Annotated in this window: 22 protein-coding genes and 1 tRNA gene; 9 read left to right on the top strand and 14 right to left on the bottom strand. The window is 33.6% G+C overall.

Features of this window, described 5'->3' with window-relative positions; genetic code table 11:
• Positions 1-162 precede the first annotated feature (162 nt).
• On the top strand, positions 163-714 hold the full coding sequence (gene purE, locus C6988_RS06070; RefSeq protein WP_255464305.1) for a 5-(carboxyamino)imidazole ribonucleotide mutase: 552 nt from the start codon (positions 163-165) through the stop codon (positions 712-714).
• Here purE and ilvA read toward each other — a convergent pair.
• On the bottom strand, positions 703-1,911 hold the full coding sequence (ilvA, locus tag C6988_RS06065; RefSeq protein WP_182134168.1) for a threonine ammonia-lyase: 1,209 nt from the start codon (positions 1,909-1,911) through the stop codon (positions 703-705). The genes purE and ilvA overlap by 12 nt on opposite strands.
• A gap of 208 nt (positions 1,912-2,119) precedes the next feature.
• A complete protein-coding gene (locus C6988_RS06060; RefSeq protein ID WP_255464304.1) occupies positions 2,120-2,839 on the bottom strand; it encodes a hypothetical protein in 720 nt (239 codons plus the stop codon).
• A 332-nt stretch (positions 2,840-3,171) separates the two neighbouring features.
• Here C6988_RS06060 and C6988_RS06055 point away from each other — a divergent pair, with 332 nt between their 5' ends.
• From C6988_RS06055 to C6988_RS06045, 3 genes are all read left to right on the top strand, one after another.
• Positions 3,172-3,975 (top strand): adenylate/guanylate cyclase domain-containing protein, encoded by an 804-nt coding sequence (locus C6988_RS06055; RefSeq protein WP_182134166.1) that lies wholly within the window; start codon positions 3,172-3,174, stop codon positions 3,973-3,975.
• Between the two features lie 286 nt (positions 3,976-4,261).
• Complete coding sequence (locus tag C6988_RS06050; protein WP_182134165.1) at positions 4,262-4,639, top strand: FtsB/FtsL family cell division protein; 378 nt, start codon at positions 4,262-4,264, stop codon at positions 4,637-4,639.
• A gap of 259 nt (positions 4,640-4,898) precedes the next feature.
• On the top strand, positions 4,899-5,285 hold the full coding sequence (locus C6988_RS06045; RefSeq protein WP_182134164.1) for a hypothetical protein: 387 nt from the start codon (positions 4,899-4,901) through the stop codon (positions 5,283-5,285).
• Here the strand turns inward: C6988_RS06045 and C6988_RS06040 are convergent.
• From C6988_RS06040 to C6988_RS06015, 6 genes are all read right to left on the bottom strand, one after another.
• On the bottom strand, positions 5,282-5,695 hold the full coding sequence (locus tag C6988_RS06040) for a VOC family protein (protein WP_182134163.1): 414 nt from the start codon (positions 5,693-5,695) through the stop codon (positions 5,282-5,284). The two genes, C6988_RS06045 and C6988_RS06040, sit on opposite strands and share 4 nt — an antisense overlap.
• A 36-nt stretch (positions 5,696-5,731) precedes the next feature.
• Positions 5,732-5,947, bottom strand: a complete 216-nt coding sequence (locus C6988_RS06035; protein ID WP_255464303.1) for an Lrp/AsnC ligand binding domain-containing protein — start codon at positions 5,945-5,947, stop codon at positions 5,732-5,734.
• On the bottom strand, positions 5,944-6,183 hold the full coding sequence (locus tag C6988_RS06030) for a hypothetical protein (RefSeq protein ID WP_182134161.1): 240 nt from the start codon (positions 6,181-6,183) through the stop codon (positions 5,944-5,946). Before C6988_RS06030 ends, C6988_RS06035 begins: the two co-directional genes overlap by 4 nt.
• Before the next feature lie 35 nt (positions 6,184-6,218).
• Complete coding sequence (locus C6988_RS06025) at positions 6,219-6,464, bottom strand: hypothetical protein (RefSeq protein WP_182134160.1); 246 nt, start codon at positions 6,462-6,464, stop codon at positions 6,219-6,221.
• A 58-nt stretch (positions 6,465-6,522) separates the two neighbouring features.
• Positions 6,523-6,599, bottom strand: a tRNA-Phe gene (locus tag C6988_RS06020).
• A gap of 26 nt (positions 6,600-6,625) precedes the next feature.
• Positions 6,626-7,177, bottom strand: coding sequence for a cob(I)yrinic acid a,c-diamide adenosyltransferase (locus C6988_RS06015; protein ID WP_182134159.1), 552 nt, complete (start codon positions 7,175-7,177; stop codon positions 6,626-6,628).
• A 71-nt stretch (positions 7,178-7,248) separates the two neighbouring features.
• Here C6988_RS06015 and C6988_RS11185 point away from each other — a divergent pair, with 71 nt between their 5' ends.
• The 3 genes from C6988_RS11185 to C6988_RS06005 are packed head-to-tail and all read left to right on the top strand — an operon-like array spanning position 7,249 to position 8,140.
• Positions 7,249-7,371, top strand: coding sequence for a hypothetical protein (locus tag C6988_RS11185; RefSeq protein WP_255464451.1), 123 nt, complete (start codon positions 7,249-7,251; stop codon positions 7,369-7,371).
• Positions 7,316-7,903 (top strand): HD domain-containing protein, encoded by a 588-nt coding sequence (locus tag C6988_RS06010; protein WP_255464446.1) that lies wholly within the window; start codon positions 7,316-7,318, stop codon positions 7,901-7,903. Before C6988_RS11185 ends, C6988_RS06010 begins: the two co-directional genes overlap by 56 nt.
• A gap of 9 nt (positions 7,904-7,912) precedes the next feature.
• Positions 7,913-8,140: a hydrolase gene (locus C6988_RS06005; protein WP_182134157.1), complete on the top strand. Its 228-nt coding sequence runs from the start codon at positions 7,913-7,915 to the stop codon at positions 8,138-8,140.
• On the opposite strand, the gene C6988_RS06000 is transcribed toward C6988_RS06005, so the two are convergent.
• On the bottom strand, positions 8,137-8,442 hold the full coding sequence (locus tag C6988_RS06000; RefSeq protein ID WP_182134156.1) for a hypothetical protein: 306 nt from the start codon (positions 8,440-8,442) through the stop codon (positions 8,137-8,139). The two genes, C6988_RS06005 and C6988_RS06000, sit on opposite strands and share 4 nt — an antisense overlap.
• 74 nt (positions 8,443-8,516) lie before the next feature.
• Between C6988_RS06000 and C6988_RS05995 the strand changes: the two genes are divergently transcribed.
• Positions 8,517-8,864 carry a hypothetical protein gene (locus C6988_RS05995; protein ID WP_182134155.1) on the top strand — a complete coding sequence of 116 codons (348 nt, stop codon included), beginning with the start codon at positions 8,517-8,519 and terminating at the stop codon, positions 8,862-8,864.
• Here the strand turns inward: C6988_RS05995 and C6988_RS05990 are convergent.
• Complete coding sequence (locus C6988_RS05990; RefSeq protein WP_182134154.1) at positions 8,848-9,489, bottom strand: hypothetical protein; 642 nt, start codon at positions 9,487-9,489, stop codon at positions 8,848-8,850. The two genes, C6988_RS05995 and C6988_RS05990, sit on opposite strands and share 17 nt — an antisense overlap.
• A gap of 140 nt (positions 9,490-9,629) precedes the next feature.
• On the opposite strand from C6988_RS05990, the gene C6988_RS05985 reads away from it, so the two are divergent.
• Positions 9,630-10,856: an ornithine cyclodeaminase, nickel-pincer nucleotide-dependent gene (locus C6988_RS05985; protein WP_182134153.1), complete on the top strand. Its 1,227-nt coding sequence runs from the start codon at positions 9,630-9,632 to the stop codon at positions 10,854-10,856.
• On the opposite strand, the gene C6988_RS05980 is transcribed toward C6988_RS05985, so the two are convergent.
• The 4 genes from C6988_RS05980 to C6988_RS05965 form a co-directional block, all read right to left on the bottom strand.
• Positions 10,857-11,504, bottom strand: a complete 648-nt coding sequence (locus tag C6988_RS05980) for a response regulator (protein ID WP_182134152.1) — start codon at positions 11,502-11,504, stop codon at positions 10,857-10,859.
• Positions 11,505-11,604: 100 nt separating this feature from the next.
• Complete coding sequence (locus tag C6988_RS05975) at positions 11,605-12,663, bottom strand: coiled-coil domain-containing protein (protein ID WP_182134151.1); 1,059 nt, start codon at positions 12,661-12,663, stop codon at positions 11,605-11,607.
• Positions 12,664-12,777: 114 nt separating this feature from the next.
• A complete protein-coding gene (locus C6988_RS05970; RefSeq protein WP_182134150.1) occupies positions 12,778-14,136 on the bottom strand; it encodes a pyridoxal phosphate-dependent aminotransferase in 1,359 nt (452 codons plus the stop codon).
• Between the two features lie 64 nt (positions 14,137-14,200).
• The gene (locus tag C6988_RS05965) at positions 14,201-16,129 is read right to left on the bottom strand and encodes an acetate--CoA ligase (RefSeq protein WP_182134149.1); all 1,929 of its coding nucleotides are present in this window, start codon (positions 16,127-16,129) and stop codon (positions 14,201-14,203) included.
• Positions 16,130-16,141 lie beyond the last annotated feature (12 nt).

The following is a 16,141-nucleotide window of genomic DNA, read 5'->3' as shown; positions in this document are numbered from 1 at the left end:
AAATTAGGCATAGATTTTCAGTTTTTTTAATGCCTATGGGTGTTCAAAGGTAAAAAATTATGATCTATATGGCTAGATAGTTTCCCGGCAGTATAGATAATAACATCAAAATCGCCTTTCTGATTTGTGAGCTATAGTAAAAAACCACTCGTAGGCATCATTATGGGTTCTAGCTCGGATAGCAGAATAATGCATAATGCGGCTGAAATTTTGGATAAATTTGGTGTAAAACACGAAGACCAAATTGTCTCTGCACACAGAACCCCTACCAGATTAGTAGAATATGCTGAGCATGCTGAAAAAAGTGGCTTTAAAGTAATTATTGCAGGGGCTGGAGGTGCTGCTCATCTTCCAGGAATGATAGCATCGCATACTATTATTCCCGTCATTGGGGTTCCAATCTTAGTGTATAATGATAAAAACGACCATAAATCTGAAAAAAGCAAGTTTTCAGCATTTGGCGGTCTAGATTCATTATTATCGATATCTGAAATGCCTACTGGTTCTCCTGTGGTAAGTGTAGGTGTGAATAAATCTGCAAATGCTGCAATTTACTCTATGAAAATCCTTTCAAACCAATTTCCTGATTTAGCTATAAAATTGAAAAATCATAAAATTGATCAATACAAATCTGTTCTAAAGGAATCTGATGAATTAAAAAAACACGGACTGAGTAAATTTGTTAAGAAAAAATTCAAGCAATCAGGTCATTAATTTAAATTGAATATTCTTTCTTTTTAGATGATCAATTAGTTTGTCAGCGCTATCTTTTCCCTGAGTTTCCAAACTAAGTATTACTCCGGCAGAACCAGCATTGATGGCAGAACTTAATCTATCATGTACCACTTCCACAATGTTTGCATTTGCAGATGTAATTTCATCAACTACTTCTTTTAGAGCTCCTGGTCTGTCCGGTAGCAAGATTGACATTTTTAATAATCTCCCTACTGCGGCAAGACCTTTGTCTACAATTTGACCCAAAAGATACATGTCAACATTACCCCCAGCTAAAATTGTTACAATTTTTTTTCCAGGTGATGGTTTATTATGTAACAGATATGCTAGCCCAACTGCTCCTGCTGGCTCTACAACAATTTTTGCTCTCTCCATTAGCAAAAACATTGCCTTGATAATCTCAGCGTCATTAACTAGTACGATATCATCAATCAATTCTTTGATAATTGAATATGTTAACTCGCCTGGATTTTTTACTGAAATACCATCTGCAATTGTTCTATCTCCTCCTTTGGCTACAATCTTTCCATTATTCACTGATTCTTTCATAGCTGGAAATGATTCTGATTGAACTCCAATCACCTTTACTTTTGGATTCTTTGATTTTATTGCGATTAATGTTCCAGCCGCTAGACCTCCTCCTCCTATGGGAACATAAACTTCATCTACGTCTGGTAGGTCTTCTAAAATCTCCAATCCTATGACTCCTTGGGCAGCAATAATTTGAGGATCATCAAATGCATGGATGATTTTTGCACCTGTTTGCTTTGAAATTTCTTGAGCCTTCTTCCAAGCTTCGTCATAATTTGCACCTTCTAAAACAACTTTAGCGCCATATCCTATGGTTGCAGCTACTTTAGCTGGCGATGCATTTTTTGGCATAACTATTGTGCATGAAATTTTCTCTCTATATGCAGCAAATGCAACTCCTTGTGCATGATTTCCTGCAGATGCAGCAATCACTCCATTTTTCTTTTCATCTTCACTTAATGATTTGATTTTATAATATGCGCCTCTAATTTTAAACGAACCTGTTTTTTGTTGAAACTCTGATTTTAGATAAATTTCTGCTCCTGTCATAGAACTAAAAGTTGGTGAAAATGTTAATGGTGTTTTTCTAATGTCTGAACCCCGCATAGAATCTGCTTTTTGAATTTCTTCATATGATGGATTCATGAAAACTATTCGCTTAAATCATCTATATTTTACTTGTTCTCATATTACATGCATATTTTTTCAAATTTTATTGATATTCTAAGAAAATCTTTTATACTTTGAGCAAACCGATCAGATCAAGTCGTGAGGATCAGCTCTCCCCTTTGAGGAAACCTCGCCTCAGTTTGCTGATCCTCCGATAATAGTATTTTAAATAATTTGGTGTAAATTAATTTTTGGATATAATTTGTAAAAACTGTTCAAGTGTTTGAAAAATATCTTGTTTAGTTTTCTCTGAAATTTTTTTTGGATCAAATAATCCTTCTTTAACATTATTTTTTACAAATTCCAAATCAAATGTACAGAGACAACCTTCTTCTCCGGCAATTAATTTTGTATCATCAATTAAAACTGGAGATGTTTGATATGTTTCTAATAAGAAACTATCCAATTCATTAAATAATTGGGTCTTTTTATTAGACAATTCTTTGAAATTCACATCTGTCTTTCCTTCAACTTCATTGTAGATCTTCTCTCTTAATTCATCATTGTCATAAAAAATTTCAAATAAATTCTGATGTGTTAAATTAGTATATCCCATTTCTTTTAGTTTTGATAATACAAATTCATCGCCCATCTCCGAAAGCTGAATTTCTTTATCCTTTGTATTGTCTATCAAATCTGCAAGCTCCTTTTGGATCTTTATTACTCGATTATCCGGTCTATAGTACAATAAAACGTGAAATTGTATGGATAAGTGCCCTGAAATTATATAATTTCCAATCTTTGTTTCGAATTTTGTAAATATTCTTCTAACATCTTCATTATTTGATATTGATATATCTTGAATTTGCCAATTTTCAAGACTTTCGGTAATTTTTTTGTAAAAGTCACTTATCTTTTTAGGATCAAATGTTGATTGTTCGGTTATGGTGCTATCTCCAAGCATAACTTTGATTTTTACTGTATTGGTTAATTCTTTAATAATCTGTAAAAATGAATTCTGAATTTGTTCATTAGTTCGGTTTAATGATTGAATAAATTCGTCATTTGATCTATTCCCTAGCCTCATTATGATCCTATAGTGTATACTACATTAAATCTTTCAAGAACATTGTTTTAAATAGAAAAATCACTGTAACTCATTATTGGAGATTGAAAAAATTGTATGTTGGAATTGTAATGCTGAAATTGTTCAATATTTCAATGATAAATATAAGGGAAAACGAGGCAGATGCCCTATCTGTGGCGTGGATTTTCCACTAGAATAGGTGATAGTTTATGTCAAAAAAAGAACATGATGAACAAAATTCCGATGAATCAGAACAAGGTTCTCCAAATGTAGTTGATATGCTTCTTAGCAAAAAAAATGAGCTAGTAGTAGATTCTGAAACTTTGATCAAAGAAACTCAAAAGAGAGTTTGGGCTGCATTAAAGAAAGGATATGAGTATTCAGGCAGTCCTGATGAATCTGATGCATTTTTGAGAAAACATGTGTTTTCTAGAATAGACATGGTTGTTTTGTATGTGGATTTAGTGGGTTCTACTACCATGACTCTGGAGATGCCAGAAGACAAACTTGCAATAATAATTAGCTCTTTTGCTCAAGAGATGGCCTTTGTCATTAGGCAATATGATGGATATGTGTTAAAATTTGTCGGTGATGCAGTTATTGGTTATTTTGTTGCAGAAGATAACTCTCTTCGAGCATCTGATAATGCAATAAACTGCGCAAAATCAATTATCACTGTTATAGAAAAAGGAATCAATCCAATTTTGAATCAATATGATTATCCCGATCTTAAAGTAAAGATTGGGATTGACTTTGGAAAAAACATAGTAATTCGATATGGTGCAGACGAAAAGAAATCACGAGTAGACTTGATGGGTCCTCCAATGAATATTGCTGCAAAAATACAATCACTTGCTAAACCAAATCAAATTTTAATTGGTGATGATGTGTACTTAAGAATCCATCCAGCTTCTCAAAAGTTTTTCAGTGAAGTGATATGGAAAAATCACGAGTGGAGATACAGAAGTAGAACCACTGGAAATATTTACAAAGTATATCAGCATCACAACTAGACTGTAAATCTATCTGGACATTCTATGTGTTCGTAGTGGTGCTCTGTAAATTTTTCATTAACCACATAAATAACAATTTTATGCAAATCTTTTTCGACAATTTTCCTTTTGCATCTCATACATGTCTTTGTGATATTTTCTGACATATTGTATCAGCGATCAAAATATCATGGGGTATAAGGATCAGCGATCAGCTCGATTTGAGCAAAAATGACAGCTTCTTCACCTCTTGGTATATGTAAAAATCAATAATAAAGCAAAAATAGCCCTCTGATTCTTGTTGAACATGGATTATTACATTACTCAACATATGATGAATCTATATGGAATGGGGCCAAATAATTTACCTGCACTCCACTTTCCAAGAATTCCTCCTGGATTGACACACCCAATATCTCCAATTCGACCAGAATTCAAAAAACAATTTACAAAACACGGAACATCTCTAAATCCTAAATTGGAAGATTTTCGACAAATGTATCATAATATGGCACTAGGCTTATTGCAGATGAACAATCCTGGAATTGTTCCACCTGGACACCCTCTATACTCTAGAGAAAACTCTATTGAGACATTACAAACCGAAAACTCCAAATTACAAAAAGAAAATCAGGAATTAAAAAAACAATTAGAAAAAGTAAATCAATCTAAATCGAATCATTAAGAAAAATATTTTCTATATTTGTTATAGATTTCTTGAAAATACTGAATCTCCTTTTCTTTGATTTTACAGTCATTTTCTAAATTTTTTAAAAGTGATGATATGAACAATCTTTCTTGACTCTCTAAATAATTTCTGGCTTGTGAATTTACAAGAACATGTATCTTTATTTTGATAGAATCCACTGACACATCAAACTATTTTTTCAATATTTGATATCTTTTTGGCAATATGCTTAATAATTTCCACTCAAAGAAGAAATGTGGTAAAAACCCCTCAAGACAAGTGGAATGACACGATTCTAAAATTAAGAAAACAATGTCAGAATATCATGAAAGTATCAGACAATATCAGATATGCTGGTGTCATCAATGAATACGGGAGAACATTAACTGGAATGGTAAAGCCTGGAATTAAACCACTTTTAAAATCTGAACAAGTCAAAAATGAATTTTTCATAATGTCAACACTAATCACTTTGAGACAGAATGCAGCATCTGCAGTAGGAAACCTTGAGTATGTTGTTTTAAAACATGCAAAGGTATCGATAATTCTTTTACAAAAAAATAAGATTACATTTTATGTCTCTATAGATAACAAAGAAAAGACTCCTGACAAACTAATTTTAAAAATTAAAAAAATTATTTAAGCTGGTGTAAATCCGTGGTATCCGCCAGTTTGTTGATCTTTGTCTCCAAAGTTTGGCTCAAATAATGATACCAGATAATCATCGGGATCTAAAACTATGGCATTTTTTCCAGCTTCTCTTTCAACAATTTCTCTGTGGATTTTAACTCCTTTACTACGCAATTCTTCAACTGCTGATTTAACATCGCCCACAAGAAAGCCTATGGTTATCCCGTTTTCAATAGAACTTCCAATGTGTTCTGCTGTGAGTGATGCCGGATGAAGGCTCAAAATTGCCCCAGTGCTGCCAAGATCTACCCAAGATCTTCTTTGGCGTTTTATAGGTAATCCAATCTTGTCATGATAGAATTCTAAGGATTTGTCAATGTCTTTAACAGCTAAAATGACATTTCCTACCTTCTTTACGTTCACGTATTATCTGTACTCCTGAGCGTTAAATGCTTTTTGTTATTGTACTTCAATCATTGTTTCAGTTCGCTCTACCCCAGAAATCTTTTGAATTTCTGTGGTAATTTGTTTAATTTTTACAAGATCACTAACTTCAACAAAGGCAACTGCATCAAATTGTCCACTGACCGGAAACGAATCGTAGATTGACTTTATTTTTCGTAATCTGGCTGCAATAAGCTTTTTTGGTGATTTCACTAGGATTACTGCTCTCACCAACCTAAATTCACCTCGACTTCGATTAGGGTTTCTGTTGTGACAATCTCTTTAACTTTTTTAAAATCAATGACCATGTTATTTATCTCATCCATGCTTCCCTGAAGTAACGTGCAAATATCTGCTCTTCCGGTAACCACCATAATCTGTTTTACAATTTTTCTTTTCTTTTTTAGTACTTGTACAACTATGTCTACTTTACCGGGTTTAACTGTGACTAGACATAATGCACGCATATTATCTAAATATGCTCATACTGGATAAAGATTACTTAATCATCAAATGATTCTTGGGAACGAGCTTCTTCTAGGTATGCTCTTCTCTCTTCATTTTCTTTTTCCTTATCAATTTGCAAATCATCTTCTACAATTACTAAACCTGAATCTTCAATAGGCTCTTCTTTGTTTTTTGTTTTTTTGGATTTTGATTGGGCTTTAGCAGGTTTGGATTTTTTAGCAGATTTTGTTTCAGTCTTTGTTTTTTTTGCAGATGTCTTTTTAGATTTTTTTTCAACCATGAATGTCGGAAAAACAAGAGGATGTGATGTTATTAAATATTGTGCAGGATCCGAGATTTGGTGCCAGGGGCGGGATTTGAACGCGCGACAGCTCGGTCTTCAGCCGAGTGCTCTCCCGGGCTGAGCTACCCTGGCACATTCGTCCTTTTTAAGCTGCGGCATTAAAGCGTATCTTTTCCAGATGACCAAATTACATCTGAAACATTATTTTGTTTGTTAATCGTTCTGCCTATTACAAACAATAGATCTGATAGACGATTAAGGTACGTTATACAGAGTTTATTGATTTCTTGATTTTCTGCCAACTCAACTGTTTGTATTTCTGCTCGTCTTGTCACCGTCCGGGAAAAATGTATTTGTGATGCAGCACGATTTCCGCCTGGTAAAATGAAATTTGTTAATGCCGGGAGATTCTCTTCTAATCTATCAATATCTTGCTCTAAATTCGATACCATTTCCTTACTGATTCGATTTTTTTTATGACTCAAATCTGGATTGGATAAATCAGATCCTAGAACAAACAACTCATTCTGAATCCTGGTAAGAATTTTTTTGATATCTTCTTGTAAATCGTATGTTAAGGTAATTCCGAGTATTGAGTTGATTTCATCAACTATTCCATATGCCTTTATCCGTGAATCTGTTTTAGAAACTCTTGGTCCACTTTGAAGTCCTGTGGTGCCATCGTCGCCTGTTTTTGTATAAATTTTCATATGATTTATTTTAAAATGGTGATATTATTTCGTTCGAATCGTTTAATATAAAGTAATTTTGATTCTGAGGTATGACCTCAAAGGCTTGTCCTTACTGTGACTCTGTTTTTGAAAACAAAGAAGATCTTTCAAAGCACATTGATAGAATTCATCACGGGTCTGGTTTACTTGAAGGCGATACCAGAAAATACTAAATTGCTTTCAAAATTTTTTCGGCATGTTTTAAATCTAAAAACGATACCTAGACAGGGATGGATAGACAAACTTAATCTTACTAATCCAGAATCTGTTGCAGACCATTCATACTCTATGGCTGTAATTGCTATGTTTCTCGGGGATTTTTTAAAAATTGATACTACCAAAATGATCAAAATGACCTTACTGCATGATTTAGCAGAATCTGTAACGGGGGATTTGACCCCAGAACAGGCTTCCAAAATCAACAAGAATGAACTAGAAGAAAATACTATCAAAGCCATCCTACAAGAGCTACCTGATTCACTAAGTAAGGAGTATTTTGAAATTTGGAAAGAATACCTAAACAAATCTTCTAGTGAATCACTAATAGTTCACGAAATTGACAAGTTTGAAATGGCCATTCAAGCTATCCAATATTCTAAACATACAAACAAAAAACTAATTCAGGAATTTTTGAATTCCTCAATGCCATACATAACAAACCCCAAACTAAAAGAAATTTTGAATAACATGTTATATGAAGAATAATTATTCAAGTTGACCGATGAAAAAGATGAATTAATTGAAGCCCAAAAACAGGTAATTGGTATTTTATTTGAAATAATCAAGAGATTACAAGCAAATAATGATCTTGATGATGAATACTTTCAAATCATCGCTTCAAAGAATAAAATGTCACAAAATAAAAGATTGGAAGAAATACTCAAAGAAAGAACTGAAAATGCCAAAATCGTTACTAGATTGCTAAAGCAATTAGAAACCTAGTTTCCGCAACCACAAGAATCTGGATTATCTGAAATCACTCGGAATTTATCTAGTTGTTCATACTTGCTTTGAACATAATGGGATAAATTTGCAATTCGCACTCTAATGACTTTATTTTTCCATGATCCCTCATTTTCAAACCATGATTCTATCTCTTCAGAATCGTATCTTTCTCCGGACTGTAAAAGTTCTTTGAATATTTTTTTTATTTCTTCAACTTCTGATTGCTGTATGGATTCTTTATTTTCTACAATTGTTGTAATCTCATTTAATTTTATAATTACATTGTTTGTTAGTGGCATGACAGTTCAGATTTTAACTAATTATAACAATCTTTTGAGTCATGATTTTTATAATTACTCATAGTTAAACAACTATGCAATACTTTTCTGCCTTAAGACTGGGACAAAAAAGAGTTGCACAGTCTAGGGAATACCTCAACTCCTTGACTAATGGCAAGGCAATGCCCGCATTGGCATTAATTGATAATAAAACAAATGTCTGGGAACCCGTAGGTCAAGAGAATCTTTATGCAATAGTTGATGAATCCTCAGGATTCGTCTTGACAGATACCAGTGGCTATATTGTAAGTATTGTAGATAAAAATGGAATTACTAAAGCACTGGTTCAAGGAGTTTCAAAAGAACAAAGAGACGAGTTAATCAAAATGTTTGAAAAAGATTCCGTACCCGAGTATAAGGGCAAGGTCACTCTTCCAGTTTAGTCTGATTTCTTTTTCTCTTTGTAGATGTGATCACATCAATAGCATAAGTTAGCTCTTTGATGCCATATTTTTTTAATAATGAATTTAATTCTTCTTTGACGATTCTTTCAGGCTCAGTTTCACTATTTGATTGTTTTTTGTCTATTTCTTGTAGTTGCCACTCTCTTTCTTGGAGCTCTTCATTTGCAGATTTGATTTTATTTTTGTAATAATCAATCTTTGACTCTGCAATCTGTTTTTGTAATTTCATATATTCTGATAATTCTGTTATCTCGTTTTGATTTAATTCGTTAATTGATATGTCTGGAAAGATCATTAAATTTGTAATCTCGTTAGTTTGGAGTAGTTCTATCTCCGAATCTAGACTGTTTTTTATCTCCTTCATTTTGTTAATATGTTCCAGTCTTTCAAGCAGATGTGCGTTTACAAACTTCAAATATTGATGAGTTACCTCTCCTTTTACTTCGCCCCATTTTCTTCTAGATGCAAAATTCATGTCTAGTCCCTTTGTTTTTGCTCTAACTGTTATGTTATCTAGGATCTTCGGCTTTGGATACTCTTTTGAAATCCGAATAACCTCGTTTTCTCTAATATCTTCTAGTTTCTCTGCGTTTGTAATTTGCATTATGACTCTATGTCATAAAATTAAGTTAAGGAATCTGCTGTCCATGGTGAACAACAAATTTTGATATATTCTGCCCATTTACCAATAAATCAAATTTTTCACAGTAAACCTTTAGTTATCGCCTAGGCTTTTTATAATAAATGACAAAATATAGGCAAGAAATTGAAGTTCGTGGACATCTAATAGACTCTTCAATCCTTACAAAGATTTTTGATAAAATAATGGATGTTAATGGCGAGTTTGAGGTGCTGACAATAGACATTGGTAAGAAAAAGAAGGATGAAAGCTATGCATTACTATCTGTTAAAGGAAAAAATCAAAAACATTTGGATAAAATTTTAGATCTAGTTTATCGAGAGGGTGCTACTTCCAAAACCCAAAAAGAGATCAAGGTAAAACCTGCTCCAAAGAGTATGGTTATGCCAGAGAACTTTTACAGTACGACCAACAATCGAACTAGCCTATTTTACAAAAATCAGTGGATAGTTGTAGAAAACATGATGATGGACAAATGTATTGTTGTAAAAGGCAATAGGGCATTTTGTGTCCCAATTAGAGACGTCAAAAAAGGAGACAAGATAGTGGTTGGGGAATCTGGGATTAAGGTCACCCCTCCTGAGAGACCTAGAGAAGGAATCAACGTCTTTGAGTTTATGGGAAGTAGCAGCTCAAGTGAAAGACCTACTCAACATATTGCACGAAGAGTAGCTGAAGACATTATCAAGATTAAAAAAAATGGAGGAAAGATTGTTGTCGTAGGTGGCCCAGCTATTGTTCATACTGGCGCTGCTGATTCTCTTGCAGAGTTAATCCGTAAAGGATACGTCGATGGCGTGTTGGCAGGAAACGCTTTGGCTGTTCACGATATAGAATATGCAACATTGGGTACGTCATTGGGAATGAATGTTTCTGATGGAACTCTCGCAGTTAGGGGACATAGAAACCATATGGATACCATTAATGCAGTATTCAAGGCAGGTTCTATTTCCAATATGGTCAAAACTAAAAAACTTCGACGAGGAATCATGTATGAATGTGTGAAAAAGAAAATTCCATTTGTCCTTGCAGGTTCAATAAGAGATGATGGGCCATTGCCGGATGTAATAACCGATATTGCTTTGGCACAACGAAGATACAAAGAAGTTCTAAAAGATGCAAACATGGTTATGATGATCTCAACTATGTTACATTCTATTGCAACTGGAAACATGTTACCTGCAGATGTAAAGGTGATTGTAGTCGACATCAGTCAACCAACTGTTACTAAATTAATGGATAGGGGAACCTGGCAAGCATTGGGAATAGTATCTGACATTGGTGCATTTTTGCCACTAGTAACTAATGAGATTAAACGATTAAAGAAATAACTAATTTTCTAAAACCTGAAGAAAATCTTTGATATCTTGTTGATTTGAAATCTCCTTCATGTTGTTATTTAGAGATATCAAAATATCATGATATGAATTTCCAAATAAATCCTGTAATGTCTGTTTGAGGTATTCTGGATTTTGATAACAATCATCCAGTGTTGCATTGTGATCCTTTTGTAGCAATGAAATCACCTTGTCATATTCTTGGACCCCTAGTTCCAGTAACGTATTTTTTAATGCTAAAGTTACAATTGTCTGCTTCATGTTTTGTTCCGAATCCAATGATGGTGCACATAGCTGATTGACCGTTCTGAGAATCTCATCAATGTCTATTGGTTCTCGAATTATAGCTGATGGTTTTAGCTTGTTTAATGCAAGTTGACTGCTAATTGTCATTTTGTTTGTTGTAATGATTACTACAGCTTCATTGCTCATCTCTCTGATTCTCTTTAATCCATAAATTCCATCATAAACGGGCATGTTTACATCCAAGAATACCACGTCTGGCTTTAGTTTCTGATAAAGAAAGGTAGCGTCTTGTCCATTGTACCCCGTACCTACAACTTCGATATCATTACTCTGTAATAATTCACTAAAGAGCATCACAGTTTCTTTATCGTCATCTACGATTACTGCCCTTATCATAAATCAAATAATTTTTTTCTTTATTAAAAGACTAGCTTTGAATCATACTGGTACTGATCGTCCGATTAGAACACATTGTTGTTACTGATCTGAGGAAATGTTAATCCTTTTTGGGGTCGCTCAATGTTTTATCAAATTCTGCCTTGGACTCATCCAGGCTTTTTTGTTGGTCAGACATGTCCCTTAGCAACCTTGTCTGTTCCTTTTTAATTTGCTCAAGGATTATCTCTTGTTCTACCTTGCTCTGTTCTAGCTGTTTTTGTGAATGAACTAATTCCTCTACTAATTTATCGTGGGCTCTGATCTTTTTATTTTCTGATAAAAGCTGTTTGTTGATATCTTCTTTTGCCTTGAGGATTTTTTCTTCGTATTCTTTTCTATACTTGATTAGTTGATTTAGTTTCTCTTTATGTTGCTTGATTTTATCGTGTAAGATATCTTGGTTGGATATCTTTTCATTTTCTGAATTAATCTGATTTGTTATCTCTTTTAATTCGGGATTATTACTTACTAATTTTATCTTGGATATCTCCTGTCTCAGTGTGTCTATTTTTTGATTCTTTGTGACTATTTCCAGATTTTTATCTTCGATTATTTTTTGCAAATTGGATATTTTGTTAATTGCATCATTTAGCTTCTCTTTTAATTCATCATTTGAGTTTTTTGATATTTCTAACTCTTGTTTTAACTTCTGAATCTCAACTTGTTCTTCAAATGTTCTTTTTGTGTTTTCTTGTGTGATTATTTTGTATGTTGAATTTTCCTCTGGATAGATTTGCTTATTTTCAATTACTTTTTTTTGCTTTATTATTTTGAGTTTATTTTCTAGATACGTTTGATCTGTTTTAAAGAGATTTTTTTCTTTTTTTATAGTTTCTAAAATATAATGTAATCTTCCTGGGTCACCCTGTTTGTTATTGATGAGAAATTTAATCTGTTTCTGTAAATCAAAATTTTTATTTTTTTGTTCTAGTTTTTTGTAACTTAATGTGCCATTGATCTTTTTTTCAATATAGTTTTGATCAGATTTGTATAGCCTTTTCTTATTTTTTAGCGATTCTATGATAAAATTTAATCGTCCGATATCTCCTTGATTATTTGCTATGATATTTTGAATTAACAGTATTGCCTGTTGAACGTCTATCTTCTTGTTATCCACTATGAAACTTTTGTAGATGACCTGTTTAAGAAGGTGGTTGGCAAAAGATCATTTTTTGGTTGTAATTATTTTATCAAGAGTATTTTGAAAATTTGATGTGTAATTTACACTCATTTATCCAGGTACTCTTAATGAATCAAATTTGCATTCAATTTTTGATGATGCATTCTTTTTGATGTGTTGAAAATACAGGTCAATCATTTTGATTCCTGCTACGATTCTTGGGGCATTGGTTTTTACAAATTCTAGTTTATCTGAGGCAGTTTTTGGTTTATTGTTTTTATAATTTTCAAATGCCTTTGTACCGTCATAATCTACAAATGCCATTCTTGCACTAAAGTCGGTTCTTTCCAAAACAAGGCTGTCTCCTCCCACTATTGCAGTGTGATATGGATGTTGGATTAATGATTCTGCAAATCTTTGTGAAACTTGAATTTTAGAGCCTGCCAACTCGGATGAATAGTGATTAAAGTTTGCCAAAAGATAGAATGTTGCTTCGGGTTTAGTTGCTTTTACGCCATCAATGGCGGTAACTGCATTATAGGTATACTCACCCATGATTTCATGAATACGTCTTGTTATCTCAAAATATTCATCCATCTCTTTGCTTATCTCAAAACCTGCTACTGCTGCATGTTGTATTGGTGTAGATACTGCAGTATACTCTGTTGCAAGAATTTTCTTGAATTGCTGTTTTAATTCAGTCACATATTGGGGAAATATCACATAACCTAGTCTGTATCCACCGGCTGCATGAGATTTTGATAATCCATTGGTAACAAATGTTCCTTCTGGATAGATTTTTCCCATACTGACAAATTCTTTCATGTCATATGTTGTCTGTGCATAAATTTCATCAGAGATTACAGTGATGTTTTGCTCTCTGCAGATATCTGCAATCTCTTCTAACTCTAATCTAGAGTATAAGAGGCCTGTTGGATTATTGGGGTTATTTAGTATGAGTATCTTTTGTCTATCGTGTAACCTTAATGCTAATTTCTTTAGGTCATCTGCATTGATCTTTCTGCTAGACTTTGTTGGCAGCATGTGATAATTTTTCTTTAAGAATCTAATCTGTGGGAGATACCCTATCCATGCAGGTGTTGGTAGAATTACAGTGCCGTGAAGAATTTCAAAGAGATTAAAGATTAGTTCTTTGGTACCTGGCCCGACATATACTCTCTTTGGGTCAATATCCATTCCAAAATAATGTTTATTGTAAGTGGCTATTGCCTCACGCAGTTCCTCAATTCCTGGTACCGGTGCATATTTTCCTTTATCGGAATTTTTCTGTAATGCAGTTTGCATTATCTGTGGCACATGAAATGGCGATTGGCCAAACGCAAATCCATAAAATCCAAAATTACACTCTGGATGAGGACAATCTTGATGAAATTCCTGTAAAAAAGTGTTTAATCTCAGATTCTCAGGCAGCTCGATGTCTTCTACCTGCTGATCTACGATGAATTTCATATCAATTCTCTAAATTTTAGAAATTAAAGGCTTATGCTTATTCATATCAGACAAATCAAATCCACTAGGAAATTGGAGTAATTTCATCTAAAACGTGGGGATTTTCTAGGGATGATTTGTCTCCTATTTGATTTCCAAGTAGTTTGTCTTTGAGCAATCTTCGCATAATTTTACCCGTACGAGTTTTTGGAAGATCCGATAACTGGATTACAAATTTTGGTTTTGCTAATTTACCAATCTTTTCAGAAACAAAAGATGTGATTTCATCTGATAAATTCTCTTCTTTGTAGTTGCCCTCTGGTACCACAAACACAACTATTGCCTCACCCGTAATCTCATCTGGAATTGAAATAGAAGCAACATCTGAAATCTTTGGATGCGATATTATTGTTTGCTCAATCTCTGCAGTGCTCATTCTGTGGCCTGAAATGTTAATCACATCATCAATTCTTCCATGCATATACCACAAACCATCTGAATTTGCCATTACGTAATCCCCATGAAACCAAATATTTTCAAATCTAGACCAATATGTCTTGAGATATCTTTCATTGTCATTGAGTAATCCTTTTGTCATTCCTGGCCATGAATTCTTTACAACAAGATAGCCTTTTTGGTCCCTGACTTGATTTCCTTTATCATCAAAAACATCAACATCAATTCCAGGACAGGGGGTTCCAACTGTTGTGGGTTTTAGTTTCATTCCTGGTAATACAGATAACATTGCTCCACCAATTTCTGTACCGCCAGACAAATTCATAATTGGAATTCTTTTTTTCCCTACCTTTTCAAAAAGCCACCACCATGACTCTTCATCAATTGGTTCTCCAGTAGTTGGAATCAATCTAATTTTTTTAAAATCATGTAAATCTGTTGGAGTGATTCCATTTTTTTTAAACATGCGAACAGCTGTTGGTGAAATTCCAAAAATTGTTGCACCATACTTTTCCATTATGCCCCATATTCTATTGATGTTAGGATAATCCAATGCACCATCATAGATTATGCCGGTTGCACCCATCTCAAGTAGACCATACACATTCCAAACTATACCTGTAATCCAGCCAATATCTGCAGGCCAAAACAAGACATCATCTTGATGATTATCGATTAGATAGGCTGATTGATGTCCTGCAAATACTGAAAAACCCCCATGTGTATGTACAACTCCTTTTGGTTTGCCAGTTGTTCCTGAAGTGTACAAAATGAATAGTTTATCATTAGAATCTAAAATTTCAGTTGGACACTCTTTTGATTGATTTTTTATTAGTTCATTGTAGTGTAGTAGCATTTGAGATGATGAGTAATCATCAAATCCCTTGTATTGTACTATAATGACATTTTGTACATTGGTATCTTTGATTCCAACTGTTAGTGCTTCCTTTTGAGAAATTTTTTTTCCCTTTCGTTCAAAGCCATCAGAGATTAACAAAATCTTTGCATTACAATCTTGTAGTCTAATTTTTAGTGAATCTGCACTGTATCCAGAAAAAATTACCGTTTGAATTGCTCCAATCTTAGCACATGCCAATATTGCAATGATTGCCTCCTTGATCATTGGCATGTAAATTGCAACGACATCTCCCTTGAGAATTTTTAATGATTTTAGGCCATTTGCAAGTTGATTTACCTCATCTTCTAGTTCTTTGTACGTTAAGGAGTCATAATCTCCACCTTCAGAAATGAAATGATAGGCTACCTTTTGAGGCGTCTTTTTTGCAAATTTATCAAGAGTTGATAGAATTATGTTTGTTTTACCGTTTACAAACCAGTCTATCCAGGGTACTCCTTTTGAAGAATCTAGAACCTTTTCAAATTTTTTGTCCCAAACAATACCAACATCTTCACTAACTGCATTCCAGTACCAAGAAGGATCCGAAATTGATTTTTGATGCAACTCCTCTAATGTTTTCAGATTGTATCTTTGCATGAATTTGTAAATGTTTGATGTTTCAATCTGTTCTTTTGTTGGAACAAAGACGTACTCTGACATAAAATAATGGTA

Source organism: Nitrosopumilus sp. b1, from assembly GCF_014078545.1.
GTDB lineage: Archaea > Thermoproteota > Nitrososphaeria > Nitrososphaerales > Nitrosopumilaceae > PXYB01.
This window is presented reverse-complemented; position numbering and strand designations above follow the sequence as displayed.